The sequence below is a fragment of the Symbiopectobacterium purcellii genome (assembly GCF_052050035.1).
Classification (GTDB): domain Bacteria; phylum Pseudomonadota; class Gammaproteobacteria; order Enterobacterales; family Enterobacteriaceae; genus Symbiopectobacterium; species Symbiopectobacterium purcellii_A.
The window spans coordinates 3,930,256-3,946,665 of record NZ_CP189882.1; the positions used below are offsets into that span (position 1 = coordinate 3,930,256).

At 51.2% G+C, this 16,410-nt stretch carries 12 protein-coding genes and 5 pseudogenes; 4 read left to right on the plus strand and 13 right to left on the minus strand.

The features are described 5' to 3' along the window. Nucleotides 1-33 precede the first annotated feature (33 nt). Nucleotides 34-800, minus strand: a pseudogene (locus tag ACQGXV_RS26895) (IS5 family transposase); the annotation flags it as partial. Nucleotides 801-936: 136 nt separating this feature from the next. On the opposite strand from ACQGXV_RS26895, the gene rsuA reads away from it, so the two are divergent. The 3 genes from rsuA (at nucleotide 937) to ACQGXV_RS26910 (ending at nucleotide 3,817) form a co-directional block, all read left to right on the plus strand. Continuing rightward, a complete protein-coding gene (gene rsuA / locus ACQGXV_RS26900; protein ID WP_440863726.1) occupies nucleotides 937-1,638 on the plus strand; it encodes a 16S rRNA pseudouridine(516) synthase RsuA in 702 nt (233 codons plus the stop codon). A gap of 171 nt (nucleotides 1,639-1,809) precedes the next feature. Beyond that, entirely contained in the window at nucleotides 1,810-3,000 is a 1,191-nt protein-coding gene (locus tag ACQGXV_RS26905; RefSeq protein WP_440863727.1) for a Bcr/CflA family multidrug efflux MFS transporter, read from the plus strand. A 457-nt stretch (nucleotides 3,001-3,457) separates the two neighbouring features. Further along, entirely contained in the window at nucleotides 3,458-3,817 is a 360-nt protein-coding gene (locus ACQGXV_RS26910) for a YejG family protein (protein ID WP_440863728.1), read from the plus strand. Between the two features lie 33 nt (nucleotides 3,818-3,850). Here the strand turns inward: ACQGXV_RS26910 and yejF are convergent, their stop codons facing one another. The 12 genes and pseudogenes from yejF to ACQGXV_RS26970 all read right to left on the minus strand — a co-directional run bounded on the left by yejF (nucleotide 3,851) and on the right by ACQGXV_RS26970 (nucleotide 15,331). Continuing rightward, on the minus strand, nucleotides 3,851-5,446 hold the full coding sequence (gene yejF, locus ACQGXV_RS26915; protein ID WP_440863729.1) for a microcin C ABC transporter ATP-binding protein YejF: 1,596 nt from the start codon (nucleotides 5,444-5,446) through the stop codon (nucleotides 3,851-3,853). 1 nt (nucleotide 5,447) lies between these two features. Continuing rightward, nucleotides 5,448-6,473, minus strand: coding sequence for an ABC transporter permease (locus ACQGXV_RS26920; protein ID WP_440863730.1), 1,026 nt, complete (start codon nucleotides 6,471-6,473; stop codon nucleotides 5,448-5,450). Next, entirely contained in the window at nucleotides 6,470-7,564 is a 1,095-nt protein-coding gene (locus tag ACQGXV_RS26925; RefSeq protein WP_440867632.1) for a microcin C ABC transporter permease YejB, read from the minus strand. The genes ACQGXV_RS26920 and ACQGXV_RS26925 overlap by 4 nt, the downstream gene beginning before the upstream one ends. A gap of 9 nt (nucleotides 7,565-7,573) precedes the next feature. Next, nucleotides 7,574-9,382, minus strand: coding sequence for an extracellular solute-binding protein (locus ACQGXV_RS26930; protein ID WP_440867633.1), 1,809 nt, complete (start codon nucleotides 9,380-9,382; stop codon nucleotides 7,574-7,576). A 320-nt stretch (nucleotides 9,383-9,702) separates the two neighbouring features. Beyond that, nucleotides 9,703-10,278, minus strand: a pseudogene (gene mepS / locus ACQGXV_RS26935) (bifunctional murein DD-endopeptidase/murein LD-carboxypeptidase). Nucleotides 10,279-10,701: 423 nt separating this feature from the next. Continuing rightward, nucleotides 10,702-11,148 (minus strand): annotated as a pseudogene (locus ACQGXV_RS26940) (phosphatase PAP2 family protein); the annotation flags it as partial. Between the two features lie 37 nt (nucleotides 11,149-11,185). Continuing rightward, nucleotides 11,186-11,719: an IS630 family transposase gene (locus tag ACQGXV_RS26945; RefSeq protein WP_440867179.1), complete on the minus strand. Its 534-nt coding sequence runs from the start codon at nucleotides 11,717-11,719 to the stop codon at nucleotides 11,186-11,188. After that, nucleotides 11,643-12,008, minus strand: coding sequence for an IS630 transposase-related protein (locus ACQGXV_RS26950; RefSeq protein WP_440862584.1), 366 nt, complete (start codon nucleotides 12,006-12,008; stop codon nucleotides 11,643-11,645). The genes ACQGXV_RS26945 and ACQGXV_RS26950 overlap by 77 nt, the downstream gene beginning before the upstream one ends. A 34-nt stretch (nucleotides 12,009-12,042) precedes the next feature. After that, nucleotides 12,043-12,285 (minus strand): annotated as a pseudogene (locus tag ACQGXV_RS26955) (hypothetical protein); the annotation flags it as partial. 33 nt (nucleotides 12,286-12,318) lie between these two features. Next, a complete protein-coding gene (locus ACQGXV_RS26960) occupies nucleotides 12,319-13,311 on the minus strand; it encodes a CobW family GTP-binding protein (RefSeq protein WP_440863731.1) in 993 nt (330 codons plus the stop codon). 65 nt (nucleotides 13,312-13,376) lie between these two features. Further along, nucleotides 13,377-13,949: pseudogene (yeiP, locus tag ACQGXV_RS26965) on the minus strand (elongation factor P-like protein YeiP). 131 nt (nucleotides 13,950-14,080) lie between these two features. Further along, entirely contained in the window at nucleotides 14,081-15,331 is a 1,251-nt protein-coding gene (locus ACQGXV_RS26970; protein ID WP_440863732.1) for an aromatic amino acid transporter, read from the minus strand. A gap of 231 nt (nucleotides 15,332-15,562) precedes the next feature. Here ACQGXV_RS26970 and ACQGXV_RS26975 point away from each other — a divergent pair. Next, a protein-coding gene (locus ACQGXV_RS26975) for an IS5 family transposase (RefSeq protein WP_440863733.1) occupies nucleotides 15,563-16,407 on the plus strand; the annotation gives its coding sequence in 2 pieces (ribosomal slippage) (nucleotides 15,563-15,908 and nucleotides 15,908-16,407; 846 coding nt in all). Nucleotides 16,408-16,410: the final 3 nt, after the last annotated feature.

The following is a 16,410-nucleotide window of genomic DNA, read 5'->3' on the forward strand; positions in this document are numbered from 1 at the left end:
TAAATAATGTAATCAAAATTAAGTCGTTTAGCTATAACGTGTGGCAATCCGTCTATATTCCTTTAAACGGCCAAAACATCTTTCTACAACGTTGCGACGGCGATAAGCATCACGATAAAGTTGTGAGCGTGCATCTGAAGCCAGTTTTTCATTTGATTTTCGGGAAATAACCGCTCTTATCCCTTTTCTTTTCAACTCGTTACGGAGTGCATTGCCAGAGTAGGCTTTGTCAGCCAGTACCGCATGACCACGACGCTTCATGCTACCGTTCTGCCGTTGCACGCCAATGCCGTCCAGGAGTCGTAACGCGAACAGGCTTTCGTGAGCCTGCCCAGCACTCAGTACGATATTTAGCGGGATGCCGCTTCCGTCAGTCGCCATGTGGATTTTGGTGCCATAACCACCTCGTGAGCGACCCAGGCTGTTATCGTTGGTAATATCGGGATGTTTTTTTGAGCGCCAGCCGCACATTTGAGCGCACGGATATTGCTGCCATCCAGCGCAGTGGCTGACCAGTCAACAAGTCCATGAGCATCAAGAAATGAAAGTAACTTATTAAAAATAATGTTAATAACTCCAGACTTTGACCATCTATTGAAACGGTTATAAACGGTTTTCCATGGGCCGTAACGTTCAGGTAAATCACTCCATGGGGCACCTGAACACAGTATCCAGAACATGCCGTTGAGGATTTTGCGATGTTCTGCCCATGGCCGGCCTGCCTGCGGAGATGTCAAAACGGTTGGTAACAAGGGCTCAATGATTGCCCATGCTTCATCAGAAAGATCGTAGCGAGCCATAATCCAAAGTGTCTTAGAAACAGATGGATACTATAGCTCAAGCAATTAAGGGACACAGCCTAGGAGCAATCGCTATCACTCGCTATACTACGGCATGATTTTCCTTCCTTAACCCAGACAGGCACTTGATTTTCTCATGCGATTGGACAAATTTTTATCCCAGCAACTCGGGATCAGCCGCGCATTGGTGGCGCGGGAACTGCGTGCGCAGCGCGTTACTGTAGACGGTGAAGTGGTTAAAAGCGGTGCATTCAAGTTGGTACCTGACCATCAGGTGGCATTCGATGGCAATGCGCTGGTGCAGCAGAATGGCCCACGTTACTTTATGCTTAACAAACCGCAGGGGTACGTGTGTTCAACGGAAGATCCGGATCACCCGACCATCCTCTATTTTATCGATGAACCGGTTGCGCACAAACTGCATGCCGCCGGGCGACTGGATATTGACACTACCGGGCTGGTATTGCTGACCGACGATGGGCAATGGTCGCATCGCATCACGTCGCCCAAGCACCACTGTGAAAAAATCTACCTGGTGACGTTGGAGCTGCCGCTGGCGGAGGATACCGCACACCTGTTTGAGCAGGGGGTGCGATTGCACGGCGAAAAATCGCTGACCAAACCCGCGCAACTGGAAAAACTGGACGATCACCAAGTCCGGTTAACCATTGGGGAAGGACGCTACCACCAGATTAAACGTATGTTTGCCGCCGTGGGCAACCGGGTGGTTGAGTTACACCGCGAGCGTATTGGTGGCATTGCGCTGGATGATACGCTTGAGCCGGGCGAGTATCGCACACTGACGGAAGAGGAAGTGGCCAGCGTTATGCCGCGTTGAGCCGACTTGCGCCATGCTCACTCAGTATGTGTCATGTGCTTGTCATCCCTCTGAGGTAAACACGATGTGCCGCCAAACCGGCCATCACGCTATGTAAACCGTCACCGTGGTGGAGGCCTGCCGCTGCGGTGAATTTTTTTATTTTGCGGGCAAGTTGCTGGGAGACATGCAGTGGGTAAAGCGCCATCACATCGTGGCTTGATTTTTATTCTTGGCTTGTTGTCGATGCTGACACCGTTTGCCATCGATATGTACCTGCCGGCGCTGCCGGCGCTGCCGGTGATTGCCAAAGAGTTCGGAGTAGAGCCGGGCCAGGTGCAGATGACGTTAAGCGCTTACATTATGGGGTTTGCTATCGGTCAGTTATTCTACGGCCCGATGGCGGACAGCCTGGGACGTAAACCCGTGATACTCGGGGGGACGCTGGTCTTTATGTTGGCTGGCGTGGCCTGCGCGCTGGCGCAAACCATTGAGCAGCTTACCGTGCTTCGCATGCTGCACGGCTTGTCTGCGGCTGCGTCTGCGGTGGTGATTAATGCGCTGATGCGTTACACCTTCGCCAAAGATGAATTTTCGCGCATGATGTCATTTGTGATGCTGGTCATGACTGTCGCACCGCTGTTGGCACCGATGTTGGGCGGTGTGTTGCTGCTGTGGTTTAGCTGGCATGCGATTTTCTGGACGCTGCCCGGGCTGTCACTGATTGCCTCGGTGCTAGTGATGCGTTTTGTTAAAGAGTCGTTGCCGGTAGAGAAACGCCAGCCGTTTCATTTTCGTACCACCGCTGGTAATTTCGCCTCGCTGTTTCGTCACAAAAAGGTTTTTAGCTACATGGTGGCAAGCGGGTTTTCGTTTTCTGGCATGTTCTCTTTTTTAAGCGCCGGCCCTTTTGTTTATATCGATCTCTACGGTGTGTCTCCGCAGCGTTTCGGCTATTACTTTGCCCTGAACGTGGTCTTCCTGTTCCTGACCACCTACACCAATAGCCGTGTGGTGCGCCGCTTGGGGGCGAACCAGATGTTTCGCATCGGGTTACTGATACAGTTCGCTGTCGGTATCGCGCTGGTGGCTATCTACGCGTTGGATCTGGGCTTTTTGCCGTTGGTGTTGGGGGTCGCTATCTATGTCGGTTGTATCGCGATGGTGATGTCAAATGCCATGGCCGTGATACTGGATTATTTTCCGCATATGGCAGGCACTGCATCCTCGCTGGCTGGCACGCTCCGCTTCGGCATGGGCGCACTGGTCGGAAGCCTGCTGTCGCTGGTGAGTTTTACCAGCGCCTTGCCAATGATCGCCTCCATGTCACTCTGCTCCGTTGCCGCCTTTCTGCTTTATGGTTACTCCGCCCGCGCCCGCTGATTCCACCTCGCTTTTCCGTTTGCCGCAGTGATGCGGCGAACGGAAGCCTCTGTTTGCTGACCCCCAGGTCGGACGCCATTATTTTGATCTTCTCTTTTTAATCACGGTCAAGTGTTATCGATATCACATTGTCTTTTTTTGGAATGTTGTCTATAAATGTAAAATGTATGATTTAAAAGTGAACAATGTAAATAAAAGGGGTTGAGATATTGCAGGGAAAGCGTTAAATATAGGGCAACCTATAAAAATCTTAAAATGTGATCAACGTGGCATTAATCAGTATTGCAATCATGTCCATTCGCTAAGAAGGGTGACTTATGACTATTGCAACGCGGATTCTTGTAGAAATGCTCATTCAGCAGTGCCGTCTTATCAGAGCACTGAGAGTAAACGTTCTTTCTTTGACGCCAATGTCATTGCGTTTGTTCACCATCATCATACCTGAGGGAAAGTAACAGTGGACACTCTCCAACTTTCGGTAGTGCATCGTTTGCAGCAAAGTTATCGTTGGCTATCGGGTTTTGCCGGTATCAAGGTGGAACCGATTCCGCTGAACGGTATTCCCCTGCGGGGACGAGATGAGGACAACAACCTGATTGGCTTCAAATTATTAAGCCACGACGGCGAAATGGCATGGGTTATTTTACGTCAGTTGAACCAGTCGCTGGCTGAAATTCAGATTGATTGTGCGGTGTTGGAATGGGAAGGGGAACCGTGTCTGTTTTTGCACCGAGATGATGAAAGCACGGCATTGTGTTGTCTTAAAAATGTGGGCGTTGCTATCGCAGAGCCCCTGAGCGCGCTCTATCCGTTTTAAACGCTATGCCCCATGACATGGCGTGTTGTGCCTCTACAGGGTAGCCATGCGCAGCAGTTCCTGTGTATAGGCGCTCTGTGGCGCTGAAAAAACCTGTTCACAACGCCCCTGTTCTACCACCTCGCCTTGACGCAGCACGATAACCTGATGGCACAACGCGCGCACCACCTGTAAGTCATGGCTAATGAACAGATAGGCCAGATGGCGTTTTTGCTGCAACGTTTTCAATAATGTCAGGATCTGCGCCTGGACGGTTCTGTCCAGTGACGACGTGGGTTCGTCAAGGATCAGCAGTGCGGGTTCCAGTATTAGCGCTCTGGCGATAGCAATGCGCTGCCGCTGGCCGCCGGAGAATTCCGACGGATAGCGGTGACGAAATTCGGGGTTAAGCCCGACTTCGCGCATCACCTCGATAACCCGCTGTTCGCGATCTGAGGTACTCATCTTCTGGTGCACTTCCAGCCCTTCTTCGATAATTTGCAGCGCGGTGCGCCGTGGATTCAACGATGAATTGGGATCCTGGAACACCACCTGGATCTGGCTACGCAGCGGTAACATTTGGCGGCGATTAAATTGATGCAGCGGATGTTCATCAAACACGATGTTACCGCGTGAGGCGATGAGTCGTAACAGTGCCAGCCCGGTGGTACTTTTCCCTGAACCGGATTCGCCCACCAGTCCCAGGCTTTCGCCACGGCGTAAGGCGAAATTCAACCCATTGACCACGTTTTTTTCTGCTATGGTACGGCGCAACAGCCCACGTTTGATGGGAAATGAAATCGAGAGATTTTCTACGCGTAGCAGCGTCGGCGTATCGTCAGGCAGAGGCAGGGCGGAACCGGAGGGTTCGGCATCCAACAGTTGCCGGGTGTAGCTGTGCTGCGGCGCGGTAAACAGATCGAGGCAACGATTTTGTTCTACGCAGCGTCCACCCTGCATCACAGCCACCTTGTCAGCCAGTTGCTTGACGATATTCAGGTTATGCGTGATAAACAGCAGGCTCATGCCAAACTCCTGTTTAAGTTCACGTAACAAGGTGAGAATTTGTGCCTGCACGGTGACATCCAGCGCGGTGGTTGGTTCATCGGCAATCAATAAATCTGGCTGCATCAGCAGAGCCATCGCGATCATCACCCGCTGGCGTTCACCACCCGACAGTTGATGAGGAAAGTCTTTCAGGCGCGTTTGCGCCTGCCGTATGCCAACGCGATCCAAACAGATAAGCACTTCTCCGCGCGCAACGTCCCGTGTCATTGCGCGGTGCAATGTCAACACCTCTATCAATTGCTTTTCAATGCTGTGCAGCGGGTTCAGTGACACCATCGGTTCCTGAAAGATCATCGCTATACGGTTGCCGCGCAGTTCGCGTAATCGTGTTTCTGGCGCATGCAGCAGCGATTCGCCGTCAAACAGGATATCGCCTTTAGGATAGATAACCGGCGGAGAAGGTAGCAGGCGCAGTAACGACAGTGCCGTGACGCTCTTGCCCGAGCCGGATTCGCCCACCAGCGCCAGCGTTTCACCGCGCTCAACGTTGAGGGATACCGAATCCACCACCTGATGCACCTGCTCACCCTGGCGAAACGCGATGCTGAGATCCTGAATCTGTAACAGCGGAGTTGGGTTCATATCAATGTGCCTTGCTGGGATCAAAAGCGTCGCGCACCGCTTCGCCAATAAAAATCAGTAACGACAACAGGGTTGCCAACACCAGAAATACGGTAATGCCGAGCCAGGGAGCCTGAAGGTTGTTCTTGCCCTCCAGCAGCAGTGCCCCCAGTGACGGCGAACCGACCGGAAGCCCAAAACCCAGAAAATCGAGCGATGTCAGGGTCGTGATTGAGCTGCAAAAAATAAACGGCAGAAAGGTTAACGTCGCGACCATGGCGTTAGGCAGCATACTGCGCATCATGATCACACGATCGCTTACCCCCATGGCCTGCGCCGCACGGATGTAGTCGAAATTACGGGTCCGCAGAAATTCGGCGCGTACTACGTTCACCAGACTCATCCAGCCAAACAGGATAGTGATGCCCAGTAGCCACCAGAAATCAGGTTGGATAACGCTGGACAGCAAAATAATCAGGAACAGGGTCGGCATGCCCGACCAGACTTCGATAAAGCGCTGTCCCCATAAATCGAGCTTGCCACCGTAGTAACCCTGCGTTGCGCCGACCACAATGCCAATCAGGCTGGAGAACAGGGTTAGTGAAAGCCCAAACAGCAGGGAAATGCGAAAACCGTATAGCACTTGCGCTACCACATCTTTCCCCTGACTGTCGGTGCCGAGCCAATTCTGTCCAGAGGGCGGGGAGGGGAATGACTGGGTGGTGGCATAGTTAATGGTATCGTAGCGATAACGGATCGGCGGCCAGATACTCCAGCCGTGTTGTGCGATACGAGCTGCCACGTAGGGGTCGCGAAAATCCGTGGTGGTGGCAAACTGGCCGCCGAAGGTGGTTTCAGGGTAATTCACCAGCAACGGCGCATAAAAACGGTTGTCATAGCGCACCAGCAGCGGTTTGTCATTGGCCAGCAGTTCGGCGAACAGGCTGAGGGTAAACAACACCAGAAAGATCCACAGTGACCAGTAGCCACGACGATTGGCACGGAAACGGGCCCAGCGCGCCAGATTTATTGGGCTGATTCGACTCATTGGCGCCCCTCAAAATCAATACGCGGATCGACCAGGGTATAGGTCATATCGCTGACAATATTCAGCAGCAGACCAATCAAAGTGAAGATATAGAGCGTACCAAACATCACCGGGTAGTCGCGTTGCAGTGTGGCATCATAGCCCAACAGACCCAGCCCGTTGAGTGAGAACATCACTTCAATCAGCAGCGAACCGGTGAAAAACATGCTGATAAAGGTCGCCGGGAACCCGGCAATCACCAGCAGCATGGCGTTGCGGAAGACATGGCGGTACAGAATGCTGTTTTCATCCAGGCCTTTGGCACGCGCGGTGACAACGTATTGTTTGCGAATCTCGTCCAAAAACGAGTTTTTGGTCAGCATGGTTAGCGTGGCAAAGCCGCCAATCACCGTTGCCAGTACGGGTAGCGTGATGTGCCACAGGTAATCGGTGATTTTGCTGTACCAGGGCAGGGGGTCGAAGTTACTCGATACCAGCCCACGCAGTGGGAACCAATCAAGATAGCTGCCGCCGGCAAACAGCACAATCAGCAGGATGGCAAACAAGAATGCCGGGATAGCGTAGCCGACAATAATCAGGGTGCTGCTCCAGGTATCAAACGGTGTGCCGCTTCTTACAGCCTTTTTGATGCCAAGTGGGATTGAGACCAGATAAATGATCAACGTACTCCATAATCCCAGCGTTATAGAAACGGGCATACTCTGCTTGATAAGCTCCATCACCGAGGAGCCACGAAACAGGCTATCGCCAAAATCCAATCGGGCATAGTTCCACAGCAGCGTGAAATAGCGTTCGTGAATCGGCTTATCAAACCCGTAGCGTTTGGTGATTTCGGCAATCACTTCAGGGTCCAGCCCGCGAGCGCCACGGTAGGCATTTTCCACGGTCAGTGTACCACCGCCGCTGCGCGCCATCGCGCCATCCATACCGCCACCGGCACCAAACCCGCTGCCCTGACCAATTTCGATGGCGGCAATGGCCTGATCAACCGGCCCACCTGGGGCTATCTGCACAATAAAAAAGTTAATGGTAATAATGGCCCACAGCGTGGGGATCACCAGCAAAAGTCGGCGTAGTAAATAGGTTCCCACCATGGCTCCTTAACGGCGTTCGGGCGGCAATGATTGCGCCCGCTGTGCATCGTACCACCAGCTATCCAGCCCTAACTTATAAGTTGGGCGGGTTTCTGGCATGGCGAATTTATCCCAGTAAGCGTAGCGATCGTGATTGGAATACCACATGGGGATCATAAATTGATTCCACGTCACCACCCGATCCAGCGCGCGGCCTAATGTCAGCAATTCCGCCTTATTGCCCTGATGCGCATCGATTTGCTCTATAAGTGCATCGATGGCCGGATCGCTCACACCCGCCGTGTTATAGGTTGAATCGAGGTATTTCGTATGCCAGCCAAATTTCAGGTTGCCATCCGGATAGATTCTTGCTGGGTAAAGGCGGGCGAGCATATCAAAATCGCGGGCACGCAGACGATTGGTAAACTGCCCGCTGTCAATTAGGCGCAGCTTCATGTCTATACCCAATCGTTTGAGATTTTGCTGGAACGGCAGTACGTACTGCACGTTTGCAGCGCTGGGAAGCAATAACTCGAAACTAAAAGGCTCCCCGGTTTTGCGGTTGACCAACGTCTGGTTTTTTAATTCCCAGCCGGCGTCCTCAAGCAGTTGCAAGGCTTGTTGCCAATGGGCGCGATCGTAGCCGCTGCCATCACTTTCTGGCGGTTGAAAGCTGGGGCCAAACACCTCGGGCGGTATTTTGTCCCTGAGCGGCTCCAGCCATTTCAATTCCTCTGGGCTGGGAGTTCCTTGCGCGGCATATTCTGTGTTTTGGAACAGGCTGTTGACGCGCTGATAGGCGTTGTAATAGAACGCTTTGTTCATCCAGTTAAAATCAAAATTAAGCCCAATGGCTTGTCGGATGCGGCGATCCTGAAACAGTGGACGCTCAATATTGAACACCAGCCAGCGGGTATCCTGTGCCGCCTGATTCGCCCGATCGCGCTTGACGATATAACCCCGCGCGAAGTTACCGCCCTGATACTGTGTTGCCCAGTGCTTGGGTGACCCTTCAGCACGCAGATCGAAAGCGCCTGCCTTAAACGCTTCCAGCGCGACACTGTCATCCAGGTAGTAGTCGTAACGTATTTGGTCGAAATTATTCAAACCGCGGTTCACCGGCAGATTGGCACCCCAGTAATCTTGTACCCGTTTATAGGTAACGTACTGGCCGGTGCGGTAGGACGTGATGCGGTAGGGGCCACTGGCCGGTGGGGGATAGGACAGCGGATCGGCAAGACTGTGATTTTTCCAGAAACTCTCAGGCATAACGGGCAATGTTAGCAGCCCTAGCAGCCGTTCTTTATCCGGCTCAGGCATTTCCAGTCGCACGGTGAGCGGGCCGATAGCGGTTACCGTGACACCCTTGTATACCACCCGGAATTGCGGAACCCCTTGCGTCATAAACATCGTGAAGGTGAAGGCTACGTCAGAGGCTAAAATCGGTGAGCCGTCGTGAAACGTGGCTTTTGGATTCAGTTCCACTTCCATCCAACGGAAATCGTCAGCATGGCGCGCATACAGTGCAATCAGCGGATAAAAGCTGCCCGGTTCATCATCGGATGAGGTAAACAGCGTATCGTACAGGCGTTCGGTACGCTCAGCCGCCACGCCGCGTAACGCGAAACGGTTAAAGTTATCATAGGTTCCCAGCGCGCTGAGCGTGATGCTCCCCCCTTTGGGTGCGTCAGGGTTGACGTAACCAAAATGCGTGAATCCCTCGGGGTATTTAGGCTCTCCCAACAAGGCGAACGAGGTGTTCTGCTGGACGGTATCGGCAAAGGCTCCCCAACAAAGCAAACCGAGCAAAGCCAGAGTGGCCACACGTTTTAGCATTGCGCTGTGTTTCTCCTGCAAAGCCGTGCAATTATCTTGCATCAGACCAAAGTTGCGGTGATTTTCATTTGAATATAGGTCAAATCGATGTTGCCGCCTATGGGCAATAGGCAAGCTCGTTCCTTTTTACCATGAAAGTTATGAGTAACCTACTTTATATCAGAGGGTTGAGCAGCTTTTCATCAAATGGGGCATTCAGCATGGAGCGGGGAGGTTGGTGCATGCAAGGTGAATAACAAAAAAAACGCCGCGGGTTAAGCGGCGCTCTGTTTTCGTTTCGTTTTGCACATCAATGGAAATGTGACTAACTGGTTAGGCCATTAACTGGTTGCACTTTTGCTAATGACGCGACGGCCTTCTTGATAACGTTTGTTCCAGTACACTTCATCCATGCTGGAAATCATCACACCCGCACGGGTGGAGGCATGAACAAACTGGTTATTACCGATATAGATGCGAACGTGACGACCGGTAGAACCCGCACGTAACAGTACCAAATCGCCGGGGCGAAGTTTGCTACGTTGCACCTGGGTGCCTGTTTCCTGCTGTTCATAAGTCGAACACGGCATATCCATGCCAAACTGTTCACGGAAGGTACGCTGTACAAAGGCAGAACAATCAATGCCTTTACGGCTGTAACCGCCTAAACGTTAACGCACACCTTTCCAACTGGCATATTGATCCATCAGTTTGGATTTGACGTCCAGGTTACGCACCATGGCTTCAAATTCGTCCTGAGAGGCCTGCAATAAAAGACTGTCTTTATCATTTATTGCAGAACGATCAGTTTGTGCTTGATGAGATCCTGTATTTGTACAAGCAGATAGCGCAAGTGCCATCGCCAACGCGGGAATTGTCCGCCAGATATATCTCAGGCTCGGTTGAGATTTGACCATTATCGTTATGTTCCCTTGATTTCCTTAACGACCACCATCGTCATGTATGCAACTACGCCATATATAAACGCCGAAACGACACGAGAGTCAGACTAAAACAGAGTTTCACCTGGACCAACCACTTGAGGATGAAACTGTGTGGAATCGCACATAATTTCTTCCATTCCGAGGATAATTGCGTTCGGTAAAACTCAAACTTTACCGAGACTAACCTAACGCTCCGGCGATTGCGAGCCTTTTTATGGAAATTCTTTATAAGAATTAATGATGTAATAATTCGTAAAATTGCGGATATGATTTGTCCTAAAAAACGCGGATAACCCTAACGCAGACAGATGACATACTAATGACAGGCCGGCATCCAGGCGCTTGGGGCCAGAATGCCGGTGCAGGTTGGTGGCGTTGCGTCAAAGAGGAGGGCGTCTAGCGCCGGTAACGCGCCGGTAATGAACGATGCAAAAAATTAATCATTGCGTCGCTGGCCGGTGAGATCAGCCACCAGCTTAGTGCCACCAAAACCAAAGACAGGGAGCCCACCGCAATGTCGCTAAACCAGTGGGCACCAATCATTACGCGCGGTGTGGCAAAAACTACCACGATGGCCTATGAGCTCAAAAATGAGCGGCGCGAAAAATAGCGCAGCATAAAAGCGGCGTAAATCATCAGCATCATGCCGTGATCGCCAGGGAAGCTGTCACGAGAGGCATCTTTGGTAGGTCAACCGGCCAATTCTGCTACCCGATTGATATTACTGAAATAATAGGTCGGACTGACGTGTTGTACTGGCAGCAAGTGGCCTAACTGATTCAACACCACGGCGGTAATCAGCATGACCACGCCCATAATCAGTAAGCGCTGGCGTTCAGTGCTATCCCCGCGCCGATATAGCCAAGCGACTTAATTTTGATTACACCATATGGACTGAGAACAAACTCTCTGTATCGCAACCCATCTCTCTTTTTTTGCTTTTTGCTTGTGCCCATTTATGCTCAATTGGGTTAAGATCTGGCGAATATGTAGGCAAATACTCCACCATATACCCTGCATCGATGATGACTTGTTGAATATTATGTTTTTTGTGAAAAGTGGCATTGTCCATCATGATTACACTGTTTTTAGGGAGTACTGGGATAAGGACTTGTGTGACCCAGGCATAGAAAACATCGCTGTTAATATTGATATCAAATAATCCGATAGCAAACAGCGTTGTGCCTAATAAAGCGCCGATAACATTTGTTCTTCCCCTAGCTCCCCAGTTCTTCAGGCCAAAACACCGTTGACCTTTTGGGGAATAGCCGTGAGTCCGTGGGGTATCGTGTGAAAAACCACTTTCATCAATAAAAACAATAGGTTTACCTTCTTTTTCATACTGTTGTTTTTTTTGTTGAAATCCCTGCCGGGCGTTTTCGTCGGCTTTCGGATGACGTAGAGTTTTTTTTATAGGTCAATCCCAGCTTTTTAAGCGCTTGCCAAATGGCCTTCTGACAAACGCCAAAACGCTCTGCACGTTCTTTTTGGTAAGCATCTGGATATTGTTCAACATCTTTTATCAACTCGGATTTATCGATCTTTCGCTGACGCGTGGTCGATGCTTTTGACTCTATTTGATTAATCCAACGCGATACAGAGGCAGGGCCAATCCGAAATTGCTTCGCTGTTTCTCGGATACTCAACCCTTCGTTTTTCCGTGTAGATATCACTTTACGTCTAAAATCAATTGAATAGCTCATTTAAATAATGTAATCAAAATTAAGTCGTTTAGCTATAATGGTAAAGATAAAGCAATCCCATCGCCAGCAGCGCACAGGCATCGAAAGCGCGGTTGTTGGTGATAGCAACCGTATAGAGCAGCAACGGACTGGTTGCCAGATGCTGGTTAAAGTAAAAGAAGATGGCGCTGTCGAGGGTAAACCAGAATCCGTGATGAGCAGGAAGATACCAAGAAAAGAACAGCACCACGCCTGCTGCGCTGAGCAGCAGAATGGCAAAAAACTGACGTTGTGACATGCAAGAAACTCAAAATATTAAGAAAAAAACGCTTTAATCGTATTCCTGCAAACTTAAGCGAGAGCTCAATAGATGGCTTTGGAGCTGATTCCACGGTGCCGGCGCGGTGTGAATTAACTCAATCCGGCTGTCGAGTGGGGGAAGCGGTTTGGTTTCAATATGCAGGTCCAATCCCTGCCGATTGATAATCAATGTCCCTTCGGGAATACGCATCACGCCTTTAATACGGTCGACCGGCGTCAACCGAACCCAATCTAACAGTGCTGCGGTGGAAAACTGCGTTTCTGATGAAAAAATCCAGCCACAGGCAAAGTAACCTTGTCCTTCATTGAGCGCGCGGCGCCAGGCTTCGCCACCGGGCAGACGCAATGCGGCCAATCCGCGCTCGGAAGCATGGGCGTGATGATGTGCACCATCAGGAAGTTCGCGCGTATTGCAGCGTGGTTCATCGAGCAGTGACACATCGATTTCGCCCTGGGCGGCGCTCACGATAAGGCGATCGCCCGCTTCAGTCTGTTGCCAACGCTGTAGCGCGGCGATGTCGTCCACGCGGTAGGTATCCTGCTTGTTGGCAATGATAATGTCCGCTGCGGCTAACTGATCGCGGAAGTTTTCGTTTTCACTGTAACGCGTGTCCTGTAACTGCCGCGCATCAAGCAGGCAAAGAGAGGCCTGCAAACTGAGCCAGGGTTGATAGCTTTCCGCGGTGAGCAACGAAAGAATCTGCTTCGGGTGTCCCAAACCGGTTGGTTCGATCAGTAAACGATGCGGCTTCTTTTGTTGCAGCAGCATATTCAGGCCAATCTGCATCGGCAGACCGTTCACGCAGCACATGCAACCGCCGGGGATTTCTTTCAATACCGCGCCGCTGTCAGACAACAACGCGCCGTCGATGCCTATTTCACCAAATTCATTGACCAGTACTGCCCACACTTCATCTTCGGGTTTTTGTTTCAGCAGATGGCGAATGGTGGTGGTTTTGCCGCTGCCAAGAAAGCCAGTGATCAGGTTTACTTTTGTCAACACATCAGACTCCGGAAATACGCATGCGCGGGAGAGGCGCGCCAGTCAATGACCGGCGCGAGAGAGACTTAGTCAGCGCGGCCCATATAGCGACGCTCAGCGATATGAATACGAATGTTTTCACCCGCGCTCAGGTATTCTGGCACCTGAACCACCAGACCGGTGCTCATGGTCGCCGGTTTGTTGCGGGCGCTGGCGGAAGCCCCTTTGATGCCTGGTGCGGTCTCGACAATTTCCAAATCCACCGTTTGCGGCAGTTACAGCGCCAGGATTTGTCCATCCCAGGTCAGCACCTGAATGCCTGGCATCCCGCCTTCCGGTATAAGCAGCAGTTCGTTTTCAATTTGCTCTTGTTTGAAGATATACGGCGTGTAATCTTCATCATCCATAAAGACGTACTCATCACCGTCCACATAGGAGAAGGTGACAAAACGGCGTGTCAGGGTGATTGTATCGAGAATGTCGTCACCCTTGAAACGTTCTTCAACCTTCAGGCCGTTACGCACATCGGAGAAACGCATTTTGTACAACGTGCTGGCGCCGCGAGCGCTGGGGCTTTGGATATCGACATCCTTTACCAACAGCAGCTTGCCACCGTAATTGATCACCATGCCACGTTTGATTTCGTTCGCTCTTGCCATAAAAAAACCCTGTAATAAAGAAAAAGACATTTTTGTGGCAACACGTTACTAGCGCCGCTGAATTCAGGCAAGCGGCATTTTATCATCCGCTCGCGCATTCATCGCTGTCGTTCTATTTTATAGCAGGTCGGTCAGGCGTACACCGGCAGCACACCCAATAGCGTGAGCAGGTGCGCCACGATGTTGATGGCACCAAACACCAGAACGATAACCACCAGCCATATTCCACCCGGTGCGCGATAGGTCGTGCTATTAGGCGCAAAGCGCTTACGGGCGGCCACCACCATACAGGCGGGAATGATCACCGCCCACAGCGTCGCCGCCAGTCCTGCAAAGCCGATGGCATGCAGAAAGCCATCCGGATAGAGCAAGGCGGCAAGCGTTGGCGGAATAAAGGTCATGCTGGCGGCCTGTGTACGGCCTCGCGGCGTATCTGCCAGTGAAAAAGAGTCGTGAATATAATCAAACAATCCCAAGGATACGCCGAGGAACGAACTGGCCAGCGCCATATAAAAAAAGGCGTTTAGCAAGGGGATCAGATAAGCACTTTGCGCAGCGCTACCCATGTGCTGAAGCAAATTGCCGATGTTGCCGCCTTCGGCGACCACGGCTTTAAACCCTTCACGCGGAATGTTGCCTTGAATCACATACTGCCATAGTAAATAGATCGCCAGCGACAGTAACGTGCCATACAACAGGCTGCGCGCCACCGTGCGACCCTCTTTATGATAGTACTTCACCAAACCAGGCACATTGCCATGGTAGCCAAAAGAGGCCAACAGGTAGGGCAAGGCGCCCAGCGCATAGGGAAAGTAGGGGGCATCCGCGGGGGCACTCATCAGCAGACGAGGATGGTTGACCTGAGTGAGCAGATCGCTCACTGACAGCACAAAAGTAATGACCATGCCGCCAATCAGAAGGGTGCTCAGTCGATCCACGGCGCGCGTGGAGAGCCAGACAATAAAGGCGACCAGCAGGGAGAATACTCCCCCTGATATGGAGTGTCCGATGGGAAAAATATCTGCCAGCGTGTGCGTGATGATTGAACCACCTGCTGAGATATAGGCATAGGTCAGAATATAAAGAACAAAGGTCACGGACAGGCCGTTCAGGGTATTCCACTGTTTCCCGAGCAGATCTTTCACCATAGTGTGGAAGCTGGCACCAGCGGGGTAGTGCAGGTTGGTCTCGAGAATCATCAATCCGGAGGCAAACATGCAAAACCAGGTGGCAACCAGCAACAACACGGAGCCACTAAACCAGACACCGGCGGTAACGATAGGGATGGAAAACATGCCTGCACCTACGGCAGTGCCTGCAATGATCATGGCACCGCCAAAGGCAGAGCGAGAACGGGAAAGCGGGAAAACGTCGGCTGACATTGCAGCTCCAAGGTAAATGTATTGTACTAGTTTAATGATACGAAAAACCTATGGCTAAGTAAATCGTCGATCTGCCAGTAAAACGTGAAATCGCCAACGCTTATGGGGATAAAAATGGGAAAAATGGTGAATATCTCTGTATTGAACTGGCGTTATCGAGCAAATTTCCTAGGCTGTGTCCCTTAATTGCTTGAGCTATAGTATCCATCTGTTTCTAAGACACTTTGGATTATGGCTCGCTACGATCTTTCTGATGAAACATGGGCAATCATTGAGCCCTTGTTACCAACCGTTTTGACATCTCCGCAGGCAGGCCGGCCATGGGCAGAACATCGCAAAATCGTCAACGGCATGTTCTGGATACTGTGTTCAGGTGCCCCATGGCGTGATTTACCTGAACGTTACGGCCCATGGAAAACCGTTTATAACCGTTTCAATAGATGGTCAAAGTCTGGAGTTATTAACATTATTTTTAATAGGTTACTTTCATTTCTTGATGCTCATGGACTTGTTGACTGGTCAGCCACTGCGCTGGATGGCAGCAATATCCGTGCGCTCAAATGTGCGGCTGGCGCTCAAAAAAACATCCCGATATTACCAACGATAACAGCCTGGGTCGCTCACGAGGTGGTTATGGCACCAAAATCCACATGGCGACTGAAGGAAGTGGCATCCCGCTAAATATCGTACTGAGTGCTGGGCAGGCTCACGAAAGCCTGTTCGCGTTACGACTCCTGGACGGCATTGGCGTGCAACGGCAGAACGGTAGCATGAAGCGTCGTGGTCATGCGGTACTGGCTGACAAAGCCTACTCTGGCAATGCACTCCGTAACAAGTTGAAAAGAAGAGGGATAAAAACGGTTATTCCCCGAAAATCAAATGAAAAACTGGCTTCAGATGGACGCTCACAACTTTATCGTGATGCTTATCGCCGTCGCAACGTTGTAGAAAGATGTTTTGGCCGTTTAAAGGAATATAGACGGACTGCCACACGTTATGAAAAAACGGCAAGAAACTATCTAGCAATGGTGAAACTGGGCTGCATCCGCTTGTTTTACGCCCGGTTACGTAATTAAGGG